General features: G+C 66.8%; 14 protein-coding genes. 4 read left to right on the top strand and 10 right to left on the bottom strand.

The window, feature by feature from the left end:
* Positions 1-146: 146 nt before the first annotated feature.
* Positions 147-2,333 (bottom strand): primosomal protein N', encoded by a 2,187-nt coding sequence (locus tag JO391_RS03435; RefSeq protein ID WP_220662806.1) that lies wholly within the window; start codon positions 2,331-2,333, stop codon positions 147-149.
* An 88-nt stretch (positions 2,334-2,421) separates the two neighbouring features.
* Here JO391_RS03435 and fsa point away from each other — a divergent pair, with 88 nt between their 5' ends.
* Positions 2,422-3,075, top strand: coding sequence for a fructose-6-phosphate aldolase (fsa, locus tag JO391_RS03440; protein ID WP_220662807.1), 654 nt, complete (start codon positions 2,422-2,424; stop codon positions 3,073-3,075).
* 19 nt (positions 3,076-3,094) lie between these two features.
* On the opposite strand, the gene JO391_RS03445 is transcribed toward fsa, so the two are convergent.
* Positions 3,095-3,820 carry a DUF1194 domain-containing protein gene (locus JO391_RS03445; protein WP_220662808.1) on the bottom strand — a complete coding sequence of 242 codons (726 nt, stop codon included), beginning with the start codon at positions 3,818-3,820 and terminating at the stop codon, positions 3,095-3,097.
* 338 nt (positions 3,821-4,158) lie between these two features.
* Between JO391_RS03445 and JO391_RS03450 the strand changes: the two genes are divergently transcribed.
* The 3 genes from JO391_RS03450 to JO391_RS03460 are packed head-to-tail and all read left to right on the top strand — an operon-like array spanning position 4,159 to position 6,513.
* Positions 4,159-4,851 carry a DUF484 family protein gene (locus JO391_RS03450; protein ID WP_220662809.1) on the top strand — a complete coding sequence of 231 codons (693 nt, stop codon included), beginning with the start codon at positions 4,159-4,161 and terminating at the stop codon, positions 4,849-4,851.
* Complete coding sequence (locus JO391_RS03455) at positions 4,848-5,777, top strand: tyrosine recombinase XerC (RefSeq protein WP_220664429.1); 930 nt, start codon at positions 4,848-4,850, stop codon at positions 5,775-5,777. The genes JO391_RS03450 and JO391_RS03455 overlap by 4 nt, the downstream gene beginning before the upstream one ends.
* A gap of 28 nt (positions 5,778-5,805) precedes the next feature.
* Positions 5,806-6,513, top strand: a complete 708-nt coding sequence (locus JO391_RS03460; RefSeq protein WP_220662810.1) for a CDP-alcohol phosphatidyltransferase family protein — start codon at positions 5,806-5,808, stop codon at positions 6,511-6,513.
* Between the two features lie 4 nt (positions 6,514-6,517).
* Here the strand turns inward: JO391_RS03460 and JO391_RS03465 are convergent, their stop codons facing one another.
* The 8 genes from JO391_RS03465 to JO391_RS03500 form a co-directional block, all read right to left on the bottom strand.
* Complete coding sequence (locus JO391_RS03465; protein WP_220662811.1) at positions 6,518-7,354, bottom strand: EamA family transporter; 837 nt, start codon at positions 7,352-7,354, stop codon at positions 6,518-6,520.
* 104 nt (positions 7,355-7,458) lie between these two features.
* Positions 7,459-8,760: an NAD(P)/FAD-dependent oxidoreductase gene (locus JO391_RS03470; RefSeq protein ID WP_220662812.1), complete on the bottom strand. Its 1,302-nt coding sequence runs from the start codon at positions 8,758-8,760 to the stop codon at positions 7,459-7,461.
* A gap of 7 nt (positions 8,761-8,767) precedes the next feature.
* Positions 8,768-10,123, bottom strand: a complete 1,356-nt coding sequence (locus tag JO391_RS03475; protein WP_220662813.1) for a glutamine synthetase family protein — start codon at positions 10,121-10,123, stop codon at positions 8,768-8,770.
* 36 nt (positions 10,124-10,159) lie between these two features.
* Positions 10,160-10,840, bottom strand: coding sequence for a type 1 glutamine amidotransferase (locus JO391_RS03480; protein WP_220662814.1), 681 nt, complete (start codon positions 10,838-10,840; stop codon positions 10,160-10,162).
* A gap of 122 nt (positions 10,841-10,962) precedes the next feature.
* A complete protein-coding gene (locus JO391_RS03485) occupies positions 10,963-12,300 on the bottom strand; it encodes a glutamine synthetase family protein (protein ID WP_220664430.1) in 1,338 nt (445 codons plus the stop codon).
* A gap of 167 nt (positions 12,301-12,467) precedes the next feature.
* The gene (locus tag JO391_RS03490) at positions 12,468-13,295 is read right to left on the bottom strand and encodes an ABC transporter permease subunit (protein WP_220662815.1); all 828 of its coding nucleotides are present in this window, start codon (positions 13,293-13,295) and stop codon (positions 12,468-12,470) included.
* Positions 13,292-14,173, bottom strand: a complete 882-nt coding sequence (locus JO391_RS03495; protein ID WP_220662816.1) for an ABC transporter permease — start codon at positions 14,171-14,173, stop codon at positions 13,292-13,294. Before JO391_RS03495 ends, JO391_RS03490 begins: the two co-directional genes overlap by 4 nt.
* A gap of 71 nt (positions 14,174-14,244) precedes the next feature.
* Positions 14,245-15,003 (bottom strand): transporter substrate-binding domain-containing protein, encoded by a 759-nt coding sequence (locus JO391_RS03500; protein WP_220662817.1) that lies wholly within the window; start codon positions 15,001-15,003, stop codon positions 14,245-14,247.
* Positions 15,004-15,030 lie beyond the last annotated feature (27 nt).

Here is a 15,030-nt window from a genome sequence, read left to right on the forward strand (position 1 = left end):
CACCGAAGGCGCATCCTGAGCGCAGCGGGGCTGGGTCTGGCCGGACATTCCTGTTCGCTGCCCGATCCTGCATCGGTCAGGGCGAAGGATAAAGCAGGGAAAGCGGTATCGTGGGTTAGGCGTTTCCTAAGCCACGGGCGGGGTGTTCACAGGAAACTTTGCGGGTCGATGTCGATGGCGAGCCGCAGGTTGGCGGGCAGGCGGATCTGGCCCACCCATTCGGCCAGGGCGGATTGCAGGGCGGTGGTGCGTTCGGCCTTGACCAGGAGCCGCACGCGGTGGCGGCCGCGGACGCGGGCGATGGGGGCCGGGGCGGGGCCGAAGACCTGGGCGCCGATGCGGGTGAGCGGTTCTGAGCGGCGGGCGAGGTCGTTTGCCGTGTCGAAGACCTGGGCGAGGTCGGGCGAGGACAGGATGATGCCGGCGAGCCGGCCGAAGGGCGGGGTGCCGGCGGCGCGGCGGCCTGCGGCCTCAGCACGCCAGAAGGCATCTTCCTCGCCGCCCAGGATGGCGCGGATCACGGGATGTTCTGGCTGGTGGGTCTGCAGAAGCGCGAGGCCGGGCTTTTCGGCGCGGCCGGCGCGGCCCGAGACCTGGCGCATGAGCTGGAAGGTGCGTTCGGCGGCGCGCAGGTCGGAGCCTTGCAGGCCGAGATCGGCGTCGATGACGCCGACGAGGGTGAGAAGCGGGAAGTTGTGGCCCTTGGCGACGATCTGGGTGCCGATAACGATATCGGCGCCGCCTTCGGCAATCGTCTCGATCTGCTCTTTCAGCGCGCGGGCCGAGCCGAAGAGGTCGGAGGAGAGGATGGCGGTGCGCGCCTCGGGGAAGCGGGCGGCCACTTCCTCGGCCAGGCGTTCGACGCCGGGGCCGACGGCGGCCATTCGGCCTTCGGCGCCGCAGGAGGGGCAGGCCTGGGGGATGGGTTTCGTGGCGCCGCACTGGTGGCAGACGAGGCGTTTGAGAAAGCGGTGTTCGACCATGCGGGCATCGCAGTGGTCGCAGCCGACCTGGTTGCCGCAGGCGCGGCAGAGCGTGACCGGGGCGTAGCCGCGGCGGTTGAGGAAGAGGAGCGACTGTTCGCCCTTTGCCATGCGGTCCTGGATGGCCTGGGCGAGGGGGGCGGAGATCCAGCGGTTGGCGTCCAGTTTTTCTGCGCGCATGTCGATGGTGCGCAGGTCGGGCAGCACCGCCTCGCCGAAGCGGGCGGGCAGGTCGATGCGGTGGTAGCGGCCCTGGTCGGCATTGACCCAGGTCTCCAGCGAGGGGGTAGCTGAAGCGAGGACGACGGGGCAGCCGGTGATGGAGGCGCGCAGGACGGCCATGTCGCGGGCGTTGTAGAGAACGCCTTCCTCCTGCTTGTAGGAGGTGTCATGTTCTTCGTCGACGACGATCAGGGCGAGGTCCTGGAAGGGCAGGAACAGGGCGGAGCGGGCGCCGACGACCATCTGCACGCCGCCCTCGGCCGCCATCTTCCACAGGCGGCGGCGTTCGGTGGAGGTGACGCCCGAGTGCCATTCGCCGGGGCGGGCGCCGAAGCGGGCCTGGACGCGGGTGAGGAAATCGGCGGTGAGCGCGATTTCGGGCAAGAGGACAAGGGCCTGGCGGCCGGCGCGGATCGCTTCGGCCACGGCTTCCAGATAGACCTCGGTCTTGCCGGAGCCGGTGACGCCCTTCAGGAGCGTGGCGGAAAAGCCGGCCTGGGCCACGGCGGCGACCAGGTGGTCGGCGGCGGGGATTTGCGCGCCGACGAGGCGGCCGCCGGCGGGGTCGAGGGGCGGGTAGGGCAGGTCGCGGGGGGCTTCTTCCTCGCGGATGGCGCCCTGCGCCACGAGGCCCTTGATGACGCCGGGGGTGACGCCGGCTTCGGCGCAAAGCTCCGCTTGCGTGACCGGGGCGCCGCCGAAGGCCGCCAGCGCATCCAGCACGCGGGCGCGGGCCTCTGTCATGCGGGTGGGGTCGCCCGCACCAGGGCGCAGGATGCGGCGCATGGCGGGCGGGTCGAAGAGGCCGGGGGCGCGGGTGGCGAGCCGCAGCATGGCGGGGAGCGGCGTCAGCGTGTAGTCGGCGGCGCGGGTGAGGAAGGCGCGGAGTTCGGCGCGCATGGGCCGGGCGTCGAGGAGGCGCGAGACCGGGCGGACCTTCGCAGGGTCGAAATCGCCGCGGCCGGGGCCCCAGACCACACCCAGCACCTTGCGCGGGCCAAGCGGCACCTCGACGAAATCGCCGTCGCCGCAGCCGCCATCGGGGGCGCGGTAATCCAGGATCCGGCCAAGCGGCTCGGTGGTCAGCACGCCGACCAGATCGCCCGTGGCATAGGTCCGGTCGGCCATGTGAGCGCTCGCATCCGCCTTTCGTTCGGGGAACCTTTGGGGTAAACGCGGGGGCGTCCGGCCGCAACCGCCTAGAGGAACAGCATCCATGAAATTCTTTGTCGATACCGCCGAAGTCGAGGCGATTGCCGAGCTTCACGCCCTGGGCATGGTGGATGGCGTGACCACCAATCCGTCGCTGATCCTGAAATCGGGCCGCGACATCCTGGAAGTCACCAAGGAAATCTGTTCGATCGTTCCCGGCCCCGTGTCGGCGGAAGTGGTCGCCACCAAGTCCGAGGACATGATCGCCGAGGGCCGCAAGCTGGCCGCCATCGCGCCGAACATCGCGGTGAAGGTGCCCTTGACCTGGGACGGGCTGAAGACCTGCAAGGTGCTGTCGGGCGAGGGTTTCATGGTGAACGTGACCCTGTGCTTCAGCGTCAACCAGGCGCTGATCGCCGCCAAGGCGGGGGCCACCTTCATCTCGCCCTTCGTGGGCCGGCTGGACGACATCAACATGGACGGTATGGAGCTGATCGGCGACATCCGCACCGTCTATGACAACTACGATTTCAAGACCGAGATCCTGGCCGCCTCGATCCGCACGGTGAACCATGTCACCCAATGCGCGCTGATCGGCGCGGATGTGATCACCGCGCCGCCGAATGTCATCAAGTCGCTGGCGAGCCACCCGCTGACCGACAAGGGTCTGGACCAGTTCCTGAAGGACTGGGCGAAGACCGGTCAGAAAATCGTCTGACCCCGCTTTCCGGCTGCCGTCAGTCGGCGCTTGCCATCTGCGGCAGCCGGATTTCCCGCATGAGCTTGTCGCGGATGGCGACGGCGAAGCCGGTCCAGTCATCGACATGCATGGCGAAGGCATCGGGGCCGGTGATCACCTCGTTCAGGTAGTAGTCGCGGATCATTCGGTCTTCGCCGCCGATGCTGAGGCCGTTCACGGTGATGCCGAGCGCCTGGACCCGTTGCCGCGCCAGCCACAGGGGCAGGAAGCTGACGGGGCGGGGGCGGCGGGATTCTCGGCCGTCGCCCGACACGTCGATCACCCGTCGCCGGGCGCAGGCGCCCTGATCGGCGAGGGTGGCCGCAGCGTCGATGGCGCGACCGATCCCGGTGCTGCCCTGCGCAGCCCGGCCGGACGTGGCAAGGTCCTGCACCAGGGTTTCCAGTCCGTCGCCTTCATCCACGCGGCGCGGCGGCAACACGACGAGGGGCGTGTCATTGTCGGCCCAGAGGATCACGCCGATTTCGACCTGCCCGGCGCCGTCGATGGCGCGCAGAACGCGCGGGTCGCGCAGCGCCAGGGCGTAGCCTTCGATCTGAAGCGCATATTCGGCGGCGTCGATGCTGCCGGAACTGTCGATGGCCAGGATCAGCCGCAGGTCGATGCAGGCGGCCGAGGCGGAGGGCGCGCCGCCAAGGCAGAGCCCGGCGAGGGCCATGATCGCGGCAATGGGGCGGGGCAGGGAATGAACTGTGTCGGTCATGAAATGCGCTCGTGCTGAGAGGGATCGGGGCAACCTGGCAGTCCGGTTCGGACCTTTGCCGTTTGGGGCAAAGGCCCGAACCGGGCATGACCGGCTGGGACCTTCTCGGGCCGGGCATGGCTTACGAAACCAGCCCCGCGTGAACCCTGCGTGAAGCGCGCGTGGGCACATCGGAAAGGCATGGGGCGGGGGCACTCGTGCTTTGCTGCAACAACGCCGTGCAAGCCCGTGCTGGTGCGAAGAAAAATGCGGAATCCGTCTTGGTGGCCTGTTATGGTTGCCTGCAAATCACCGGATGGGGTCCGGCAAGAGACCCCTAAGGAAACGAGCAGGACGGTATGATCGACCAGGACATGCGCGACCGCATCATTGCGGAACCTGAAGTATTGCTGGACGACCGCGACGTGATGGAGGCGCTGATTGCCGCCAACGAGCGCGCGATGGGGGCCAATGTCATTGACCTGCGCGGCATCGCCATGGAGCGGATGGGCGCGCGGCTGGACCGGCTGGAGGATACCCACCGGTCCGTCATCGCGGCGGCCTACGAGAACCTGGCGGGCACGAACCAGATTCACCGGGCGGTGCTGACGCTTCTGGACCAGACGAGCTTTGAGGGGTTCCTGACTGCGCTTGGCGCGGAGGTGGCAGGCATCCTGAGGGTGGATTGCGTGCGGCTGGTGCTGGAATCGGCCGGCGGCGGGGACGATCCGGCGCTGAGCCGGCTGGGGCCGGCGCTGCGCATCATGGAGCCCGGCTTCATCGAAGGCTATATCGCGGCCGGGCGCAACACGCCGTTCCGGGCGGTGACGCTGCGCCAGACCCTGCCCGAAGGCGACGGGCTGTATGGCGAGCGGGCGGCATGGGTGCGGTCGGAGGCCTTGCTGCGGCTGGACCTGGGCAAGGGCCGGCTGCCGGGGCTTCTGGTTCTGGGGGCGGAGGATCCGCATCTGTTCCGGCCGACGCAAGGCTCTGACCTTCTGGCCTTTTTCGGCGGGGTCTTTGAACGGATGATGCGGCGTTGGCTGGGCTGACGACGCCTGTGCTTCTGTCGCCCGAGGTCTCGGCGGCGCTGGCGGACTGGCTTGCGCATCTGCGCGCGCTGGACGGGGCGTCAGAGAACACGATCCGCGCCTATGGCGCCGATGTGGCGCGGTATCTGGGGTTCATGGCGCGCCATCGCGGCGGCACCGAGGGGGTGGCGCCGCTGGCGGCGCTGCCGGTGGCCGACCTGCGGGCCTGGATGGCGCATGAGCGGGACCGGGGCCTGGGAGCGCGGTCGCTGGCGCGGGCGTTGTCGGCGGTAAAGACCTTTACAGCCTGGGCTGCGGACCGGTCGGGCGCGGATGCCACTGCGGTGCTGTCGGCGCGCGGGCCGAAGCTGAAGCGGCGCCTGCCGCGGCCCCTGTCGGAGGACGGGGCGCGCGCCATGCTGGACGACGTGGGCGAGGGGGCGCGGCTGCCCTGGGTGGCGGCGCGCGATACGGCGGTGGTGACGCTGCTTTATGGTTCGGGCCTGCGGATTTCGGAAGCGCTGTCGCTGACCGGGGCCGATCATCCCTTGCCCGAGGTGCTGCGCATCCGCGGCAAGGGTGGCAAGGAACGGCTGGTGCCCGTTCTGCCCGCCGCACGGGCGGCGGTGACGGCCTATGTCGCAGCCTGCCCGCATGAGATGACGGCTGGCGAGCCGCTGTTTCGCGGTGTGCGGGGAGGGGCGCTGAACCCGCGGCTGGTGGCCCTGGCGATGGAGAAGGCGCGGGCGCGGCTTGGCCTGCCGGCCAGCGCCACGCCCCATGCGCTGCGCCACAGCTTTGCGACGCATCTTCTGGCGGCGGGGGGTGATCTGCGGGCGATTCAGGAACTGCTGGGCCATGCCTCGCTTTCCACCACGCAGGGCTATACGGCAGTTGACGCCGCCCGGTTGATGGAAGTCTATGAGCAGGCGCATCCCAGGGCCTGAGACGGGCCGGACCGGGGCGGGGAGAGAGATGAAGCTTCGCTACAAGGCCTTGGGTGTTCACCTGCTGACCGCGACCGGTGCGGTGTTGTCGATGCTGGCGATGCTGGCCGCCGTGGAGGGCCAATGGAGCCTGATGTTCCTGTGGCTGGTCTGCGCCTTCCTGGTGGACGGGCTGGATGGCCCGCTGGCGCGGCGCTATGACGTGACGGTGAACTGGCCGACCTACGACGGCGTCCTGATGGACCTGATCGTGGATTACCTGACCTATGTGTTCATCCCGGCCTATGCGCTGTTCAAGTCGGGGCTGTTGCCGGGCTGGACCGGGTGGATTGCGATCATCGTGATCGTTTATGGCTCGGTGATCTATTTCGCCGACACGCGGATGAAGACCAAGGACAAGAGTTTCGCGGGCTTTCCGGCCTGCTGGAACATGGTGATCCTGGTGATGTTCGCGCTGAAGCCTTCGACCGGGGTGATCCTGGCCATCGTTATCCTGTTGACGGTGGCGATGTTCACCAACCTGAAGTTCATCCATCCGGTGCGCACGAAGCGGTGGCGCGAGGTGTCGCTGCCGGTGGCGCTGGCCTGGGTCTTCTTTGCCGGATGGGCGGCGATGGTGGATTTCGATCCCCAGACCTGGGCGCATTGGGGGTTGGTGGCGACCTCGGTCTATCTGGCGCTGGCGGGGATCGTGCAGCAGATCGTGCCGGAAAGCCGGGTGCAGCGCCTGGGCTGACGGGTCAGAGCCGGGTGAGCATGACCCCGGCCACGATGGTCAGCGCGGCCATGGCCTTGTCGCGCGTCATCCTTTCGCCGAAGGCCAGCCAGCCGATCAGCACGGCGAAGAGGATCGAGGTTTCGCGCAGGGCGGCGACCAGGGCGATGGGGGCAATGGTCATGGCCCAGACCGAGACGGCATAGGCGCCGTAGCTGGCCGCGCCGGCGATGAAGCCCATGCCCCAGGACCGCCGGTCGCGCGGCAGCACGTCGATGCCGCGGATCAGGATGGAGCCGATGGCGAAGGCGGCGCCATCGGCCACGAAGACCCAGGCGACATAGGCGATGGCGTCGCCCGAGACGCGGGCGCCCATGCCGTCGATCAGGGTGTAGCAGGCGGTGGCGGCGGCCGAGCCGAGCGCGAAGGGCAGGAGGCGGCGGTTCTCGCCCCTGGAAAAGACGCCGCGGGCCATCATCAGGATGCCGAGACCCAGCATCACGATGCCCGCATATTGCGGGAGCGTCACGGTGTCGGGCAGGGTCACGAGCCCGACGAGCGTGACCACGAGGGGCGCCGCGCCGCGCGCGATGGGATAGACGCGGGAAAGGTCGCCGCGGTCATAGGCCAGCGTGAGGAAGGTCTTGTAGAAGAAATGCGTGGTGGCGGAGGCCGCGATCCAGAGCCAGACCTGCGCTTCGGGCCAGGGGCGGGTGAGGGCGACGGCGAGGCCGATGGGGACTTCGGCCACCGAGAGGATGACCATTGCCCCGATCTTTGAGGTTCCGGTCTTGATCAGCGCGTTCCACAGCGCGTGGAGAAAGGCCGCGGCGAGGACCGCGAGGAGGACGCCGAGGCTCACGTGATGCGCCTGTCATGAAACTGTCATGTGCGGCTTAGGCCCCGGCGCCGGGAAGGGCAAGGGGGCGCGGGGACCGAGGCCCCGGCCTTTGCCGGGGCGAGGGGTCAGAGACCGAGACGGTCGCGCATGGAGAACCAGGTCATCGCCAGCACCAGCATGGGCCAGCGCAGCGCCACGCCGCCGGGAAAGCGGGGGCGGGGAAGCGAGGCCATGAGGTCGAAGCGTTCGGCCTGGCCGGCCACCGCTTCGGCGAGGATCTTGCCGGCGAGCGTCGCCATCGCGACGCCGTGGCCAGAATAGCCGGAGGCCGAAAGCACGTTGCGGTGGGGCCGGATGAAGCAGGGCATCCGGTTCATGGTGATGGCCAGCGTGCCGCCCCAGGCATAGTCGATCTTGACCCCCTTCATTTGGGGATAGACCTCCAGCATGGGTTTCGACACCGTCTTGATGATGTCAGGGAAGTGCCAGCCATAGCTTTCGCCGCCGCCGAACAGGAGGCGGTTGTCCTCGGAGAGGCGCCAGTAGTTCACCACGAACTTGGTGTCGGCCACGGCTACGGGTTTCGACAGCACGTCCTTCGCGCGATCGCCCAAGGGTTCGGTCGCGACGATGAAGTTGTTGATCGGCATGACCCGGGCGGCGACCTCTTCCTCCAGGTGGCCGAGATAGCCGTTCGCGGCGAGGATGACGTGGTCGCAGGTCACATGCCCATGCGCGGTTTCCACCACCGGATGCGCGCCGTGCCGGATGTTCAGAACTTCCGAGCCTTCGTGCAGGCGCGCGCCGGCCTTGGACGCGGCGGCGGCGAGGCCGATGGCGTAGTTCAGCGGGTGGACATGGCCTGCGCCCCAGTCGATCTCGCCGCCCTTGTAGACGGGCGATCCGATGAGGGCACGGATGCCGTCACGGTCCAGCGGCTCCAGCTGGTCATAGCCGTAGTCGCGGTGGAGTTTCTCGGCATAGGCATGGGTATCGCGGACTTCGGCATCGGACCAGCAGGCATGGGCCACGCCGGGGTGGAAGGTCACAGGCATGGCATGATCGCGGATCAGGTCGCGGACGAGAGCCTTTGACTCCTCGGCCAGCGACCAGAGCGCCTTTGCGGCCTCGCGACCTGCGACCTTTTCCAGCCAGACCTGATCCTGCCGCTGGCCCGAGCCCACCTGGCCGCCGTTGCGGCCCGAGGCGCCGAAGCCCACGCGGTGGGCTTCGAGCACCACCACGTCATAGCCGCGCTGCGCGAGATGAAGTGCGGCGGAGAGGCCGGTGTAGCCGGCGCCGACGATGCAGACATTGGCCTTTGCCGCGCCCTTCAGCGCGGGGAAGGGGGCCAGGTCGGCGCGCGTGGCGGCGTAGTACGAGCCGGGGTATTCCCCGGCCCGGTCGTTCACATGAAGGAGGTTCATCGCCGCCTCACACGTTCAGCAGAAGGTGCTCGCGCTCCCACGGGCTGATGACCTGAAGGAACTCCTTGTATTCGTTCCGCTTGACCGAGTCGTAGACCTTGACGAACTCGACGCCCATCACCTCTTTCAGCGCCTCGTCCTCGTCCAGGATGTCGAGCGCGTCGCCGAGGTTCACCGGGATGTCCTCGTTGTCGATATAGGCCGAACCGGTGAATTCGGGGCGGGCGCCCTTCTTTTCCATGAGGCCGAGGTAGCCGCAGGCCAGCGTGGCGGCGATGCCGAGATAGGGGTTGCAGTCCATGCCCGGCAGGCGGTTTTCCACGCGCCGCGCCGAGGGGCCCGAGATCGGCACGCGCAGGCCGGTGGTGCGGTTGTCGCGGCCCCATTCTAGGTTGATGGGGGCGGCGAAGTCGGGGACGTAACGGCGGTAGCTGTTCACGTAAGGCGCCAGCAGCGCGATGCCGGCGGAGAGGTGGTTCTGCAAACCGCCGATGAAGTCGAAGAAGGCGGGGGTTTCCACGCCCTTGGGCCCCGAGAAGATGTTCTTTCCGGTCTTGGTATCCACGACCGAGGTGTGGATGTGCATGGCCGAGCCCGGCTCGCCCGCGATGGGCTTGGCCATGAAGGTGGCGAAGCAGTCGTGGCGCAGCGCGGCCTCGCGGATGAGGCGCTTGAAGAAGAACACGTCATCGGCCAGGCGGACCGGATCGCCATGGGCGAGGTTCAGTTCGACCTGGCCCGCGCCGCCCTCTTGCAGGATACCGTCGATTTCCAGTCCCTGCGCTTCGGCGAAGTCATAGATGTCGTCGATGACCTTGCCGTATTCGTCCACGGCCGAGAGCGAGTAGGCCTGCTTGCCGGCCGCGCGGCGTCCGGAACGGCCCATCGGCGGGATGACGGGCAGGTTGGGGTCGATGTTGCGCGCGGTGAGGAAAAACTCCATTTCGGGCGCGACCACCGGGGTCCAGCCCTGATCGTTGTAGAGTTTCACGATGCGGCGCAGCACATTGCGCGGTGCATAGGGCACCGGGTTGCCCTCCTGGTCCTTGGCGTCGTGGATGACCTGAAGGGTCACGTCGGCCGTCCAGGGCGCCGCGGTGGCGGTGGTCCAGTCCGGTTCCAGGATCATGTCGGGTTCGGTGAAGGCGTCGAAGGGGTTGTCGGCCCATTCGCCGGTGATCGTCTGGAGGAAGATCGAGTTCGGCAGGAAGTAGTTGGTCTGCTTGGCGAATTTCGCGGCGGGCATGGCCTTTCCGCGCGCCACGCCGGCGATGTCGCCGATGATGCATTCCACCTCGTCCACACGGCGGTTGCCAATGTAGTCGCGCGCCGCCTCGGGCAGCTGTTCAGTCCATTTGGACATGTGTCACACTATGATTTGTGGGGTTGCCCCCGGACGTCACGCCCGGGGTTCCTTGAAGAAGGCGGCGATCCTGCCCGCCATTGTCCGGTCTTGCAGCGGTTCGGCCAGCCTCTGCGAGGCGGCCGCCATGACAGCTTCGGGGACCAGACCTTTGCCCCGGGTCTTCATCAGCCCATCCACGAATTCGGGGCGGAATTCGGGGTGCGCCTGCACTGTCAGCGCGCGGTCGTCATACAGGAGCGCGGCGTTGGCGCAGAAATCGTTGGTGGCGATAACCTTCGCCCCCGGAGGCACCTGGGTGACCTGATCGCGGTGCCAGGCGTTCAGGGTGATCTTTTCACCGTCGAAGTCGTAATCGGTGGCCCCCACGGCCCAGCCATCGGCAAAGCGTTCCACCTTGCCGCCCATGGCTTGGGCGATGATCTGGTGGCCGAAGCAGACGCCGACCATGGGCACATGTTCGGCGAAGGCCTGGCGGATGAAATCCTCGAGCGGCGGGATCCAGGGGTGGTCTTCATAGACGCCGTGGCGCGAGCCGGTGATGAGCCAGCCATCGGCATCGTGCACCGAGGCGGGAAACTCACCCTCGACCACCTTCCAGGTGCGGAAGGTGAAGCCGTGGCCATCCAGCAGGCGCTGGAACATGTCCGGGTAGTCGCCGTTGGCGTCCTGGAGCGCTTCGGGGGCAAGGCCGGTCTGGAGGATGCCGATCAGCATGATGTCACTTGGTTTTCGCTGAAGGTAATGTCCTTGCCGGATTCCGGCAAGAGGAACGCCGCGGCATTTGATCAAACGCGGCGGCGTACCCGGCCCTTTGCGCAAGGACCGGGCATCTGTCGTTACACCGTGTCGAGGTAGAGTTCGACCTGTTCGCTTTCCGAAAGCTCGCCGATGTAGTGCAGTTCCTGGCGCTTGGTCTGCACGAGGTTCCGGATCAGTTCCGGATGCAGGAAGTTCGGCACGACTTCGGAATTCTCGAAGGCGTCGATCGCATGTTCCCAGCTGTCGGGGATCTGGTCCAGATCGGCGAAGGCATAGGCGTTGCCGGCGATCGGGGGCGGCGGGTCCAGCTCGCGCTCGATCCCGTCCAGGGCGGCGCCCAGAATGGTGGCGAGCATGAGGTAGGGGTTCACGTCGCCGCCGGCCACGCGGTGTTCGATCCGGCGGGCCGAGGGGTTGCCGGCCGGGATGCGAATGGCGGTCGTGCGGTTCTCATAGCCCCAGGCGATGGCGGTGGGCGCATGCTTGCCGGGGACCAGACGTTCGTAGCTGTTCTGGTGCGGCGCGAAGATCAGCGTGGAATCGTGCATCGCGCCAAGGCAGCCGGCTACGGCATTGCGCATGATCGCGGTGCCCTTTGGGCCGCCGCTGTCGAACACGTTGCGACCGTCGTTGTCGAGCAGGCTGAAGTGGGTGTGCAGGCCAGAGCCCGAGTATTCGGGGTAGGGCTTGGCCATGAAGCTTGCGGCAAAGCCGTGGCGGCGGGCGAGGCCCTTCACCAGCATCTTGAACAGCCAGGCATCGTCGGCAGCGCGCAGCGCGTCGTCGCAATGCATCAGGTTCACCTCGAACTGGCCGAGGCCGGTTTCCGAGGTGGAGGTGTCGGCCGGGATGTCCATGGCCTCGCAGGCGTCGTAGAGGTCGGTGAAGAAGGTGTCGAAAGCGTCGAGCGCGCGGATCGACAGCGTTTCGGCCGCCTTGCGGCGCTTTCCCGAGCGGGGCGAGGGCGGGACCTGTAGCGTCTTGCCGCTGTCGTCGATGAGGAAGAATTCGAGCTCCATCGCGCAGACGGGGGTCAGGCCGCGGGCCTTGAACCTGTCGACCACGGCGCGCAGCGCGTGGCGCGGATCGCCTTCATAGGGCAGGCCGTTTTCGCGGAACATCCAGATCGGCAGAAGCGCGGTCGGGGCTTCGAGCCAGGGCATCGGCATGAAGCCGCGTTCGGTGGGCTTCAGGATGCCGTCGGCATCGCCCTGTTCGAACACCAGCGGGCTGTCGTCGATGTCTTCGCCCCAGATGTCGAGGTTGAGGACAGAGAAGGGGAAGCGGGTTCCATCCTTCACCACCTTGTCCGCGAAACGTGCCGGAATGCGCTTGCCGCGCGCCTGTCCGTTCAGATCGGCAGCCGCGACGCGGATCGTCCGCACATCGGGATGCTTTCTCAGCCAGTCCTTCATCATGTCAAATCAGGCCGGGGCACGGGCAGAACGGCGCCTTCGCCGAACCGGACCATGCCCTTGGTCCATTCCCCTTTTCGATCTCCCTCCCGCCGCGCCCCTGTTGCTCGAAGCGTTGATCGGCAGGTCCGGGCGGGTGCCCGGATAATTTGATCAAAAATAGCCTACTACCGGAGCGCCCTTGGACGCAAGCGGATTCTGCTGCGCTGGTTCGAGGGCAGGTGCCGGTTGAGCCGGGCGTTCACGCGGCCGAAAAGCCAGGTGATGAACAGCGTGATCAGCACGAAGTAGAGCCCGATGATCGGGTAGGGGATGAAGGGGTTGAAGGTCTTGTCGGCGAAGTAGTTGGCGTAATAGAGCGCGTCGCCCATCTGCCGGAACGCCGGGAAGCTGGAGAAGAACACCAGCGTCGTGGCGTGGAAGAGGAAGATCGCCTCGTTGGTATAGGCGGGCCAGCCAAGCCTCAGCATGGTGGGCCACTGGATGCGGCGGAACTTCTGCCAGCCGGTGATGCCGTAGGCTTCGGCTGCCTCCAGATCTCCCTTGGGGATGGATTGCAGCGCGCCGTAGAAGATCTCGGCGGCATAGGCGCCGGTGTTGAGGAACATCACGAACAGCGCCCCGGCCCAGGCCTTCGTTGTCCAGGAGGTCTGGACGGTGATGCCGAATACGTCGATGCCGGCCTTTGGCAGCATCACCAGTGCTTCGTAGGCGAGGAAGAACTGGATGAAGAGGGGTGAGCCGCGGAAGATGAAGATGAACCATTCCGCAGGCTTGCGCAGGAAGGGGTTGTGCGCGGCCTTGGCGAGCGCCACGGCATTGGCGAGGAAGAAGCCGAAGAACAGCGCGAGGAAGCCGTAGTAGAAGTTCCAGATCAGGCCCGAGCCGATGAGCGTGAACTGCTTGCACAGCGTGAATTCGTTCTTGGGCAGAAGCTGCTCGCCGATGCCGATGGAGCGCAGGCCGTAAGCCTGAATGATGTCCCAGCAGGTCATGCCGCGGCCCTCCGCATCCGTTCACCCGCAGCGGTGGCCTGACCCCTGGACAGGCGCGCCGACAACCGGCCGAGCGCGATTTCACTGACGCGCGTCATCGCGAGGTAGAACACCAGAAGCACGAGGAAGTAGTAGAGCCGCCAGTCGCCGTGCGGGAACTCGTAGGCCTGGGTCTTGGACCCGCCAAGCTCCTTCGCATAATAAACGATGTCCTTGACCCCAAGCAGGAACAAGAGCGGCGTTGCCTTGATGAGGATCATCCAGAGGTTCGACAGGCCGGGAAGGGCATAGACCCACATCTGCGGCACGAGGATGCGGCGGAAGACCTGCCGGTGGCTCATGCCATAGGCTTCGGCGGTTTCAAGCTGGGCGCGGGGCACCGAGTTCATCGCGCCATAAAGTACGTTGGCGGTGAAGGCGCCGAAGACGATGGCGAAGGTCACCACGGCCAGCGAGAAGCCGTAGGCCTGGTGGATGAAGGGCGAGGCCGTGGCGGCGGGCACCTTGGCAGCGGGGCAGACCCGGAATTCCAGACCCTGCCAGGGCCAGGGCGTGCCCGAGGGGCAGACCGCGACGAATTTCAGGTATTCGATCACCTGGTCCAGCACGATCACGAAGAACATGAAATAGACGATGTCCGGCACGCCTCGGACCATGGCGATGTAGATGCGACCGGCCCAGTGCAGGATGGGATTGTGCGACCGCGCGGCGGTGGCGCCCACGAAGCCGAAGGCGATGGCGATCGGTGCGGTGATGGCCAGAAGCACGAGGACGGTGCCGAAGGACCAGTAGAAATCCACATGCTTGCCTGAGGTCAGGTAGCAGTAGAACCAGTGCAGGCCCTCGAGCGTCTTTGGCTCGGCGCAGGAAGTGAACATCGGCAAAATCCCGGGCGGCGGTCAGCGGATAGAGGAAGGGCGGGGCCTTTCGGGCCCCGCCCCGGGAAGGCTCAGCAGCCTTCCTTGCCAGCGTCGCCCCAGACGAGCGGCGAATCCGGGCCGAAGTATTCGGGCTTGGTGATCATCGCATCCAGCGTGCCGTCGCATTTCATCGACTTGATCGCGGCATCGAACTTTGCGCGCAGTTCGGCATCGGACTTGCGGAAGGCCATGCCGACCCCGCCGCCGATCATCTCGGTCTGGTCAAGCAGCACCAGCGCGCCGCCCGATTCGTCGGCGATGGGCTTGAGGTAGTCGCTGTCGGCCAGCACGGCGACCGCTTCGCCGTTCTTGACGGCGGCGACGGTTTCTTCCGGCGTCGCGTATTCGACCAGCGTCATGCCGTTTTCGGCCACGAAGGCCGCCTGGATGGTCGAGGTCTGCGCCGCGACCGGGCCGGATTTCAGGTCGGCATCCTTGGACGCCGCCAGGTAGGCCGAGGGTGTGGGCTGCAGGTAGCCCTGGCTGAAATCGACGATCTCTGCCCGTTCCGGCGTGATCGACATGCCGGCGATGATGACGTCGTAGTTGCCCGACTGCAGGTTCGGGATGATCGAATCCCATTCATTCGTCGTCCAGGTGCAGTTCAGGCCCGCGCGCTTGCAAAGCTCGTCGCCGAATTCACGTTCGAAGCCAGCGACTTCGCCGGCGTCGTTGATGAAGTTGTAGGGAGGGTAGGCGCCTTCGGTGCCAAGACGCACGACATCCTGGGCAAAGGCGGCGCCGGCCGAAAGACCGGCCAGCGCGGTGGCAAGAAGCAGTTTCTTCATCGGGTTACTCCCTGGTGGTTTGTTGTG

This window comes from Neotabrizicola shimadae (assembly GCF_019623905.1).
GTDB lineage: Bacteria > Pseudomonadota > Alphaproteobacteria > Rhodobacterales > Rhodobacteraceae > Neotabrizicola > Neotabrizicola shimadae.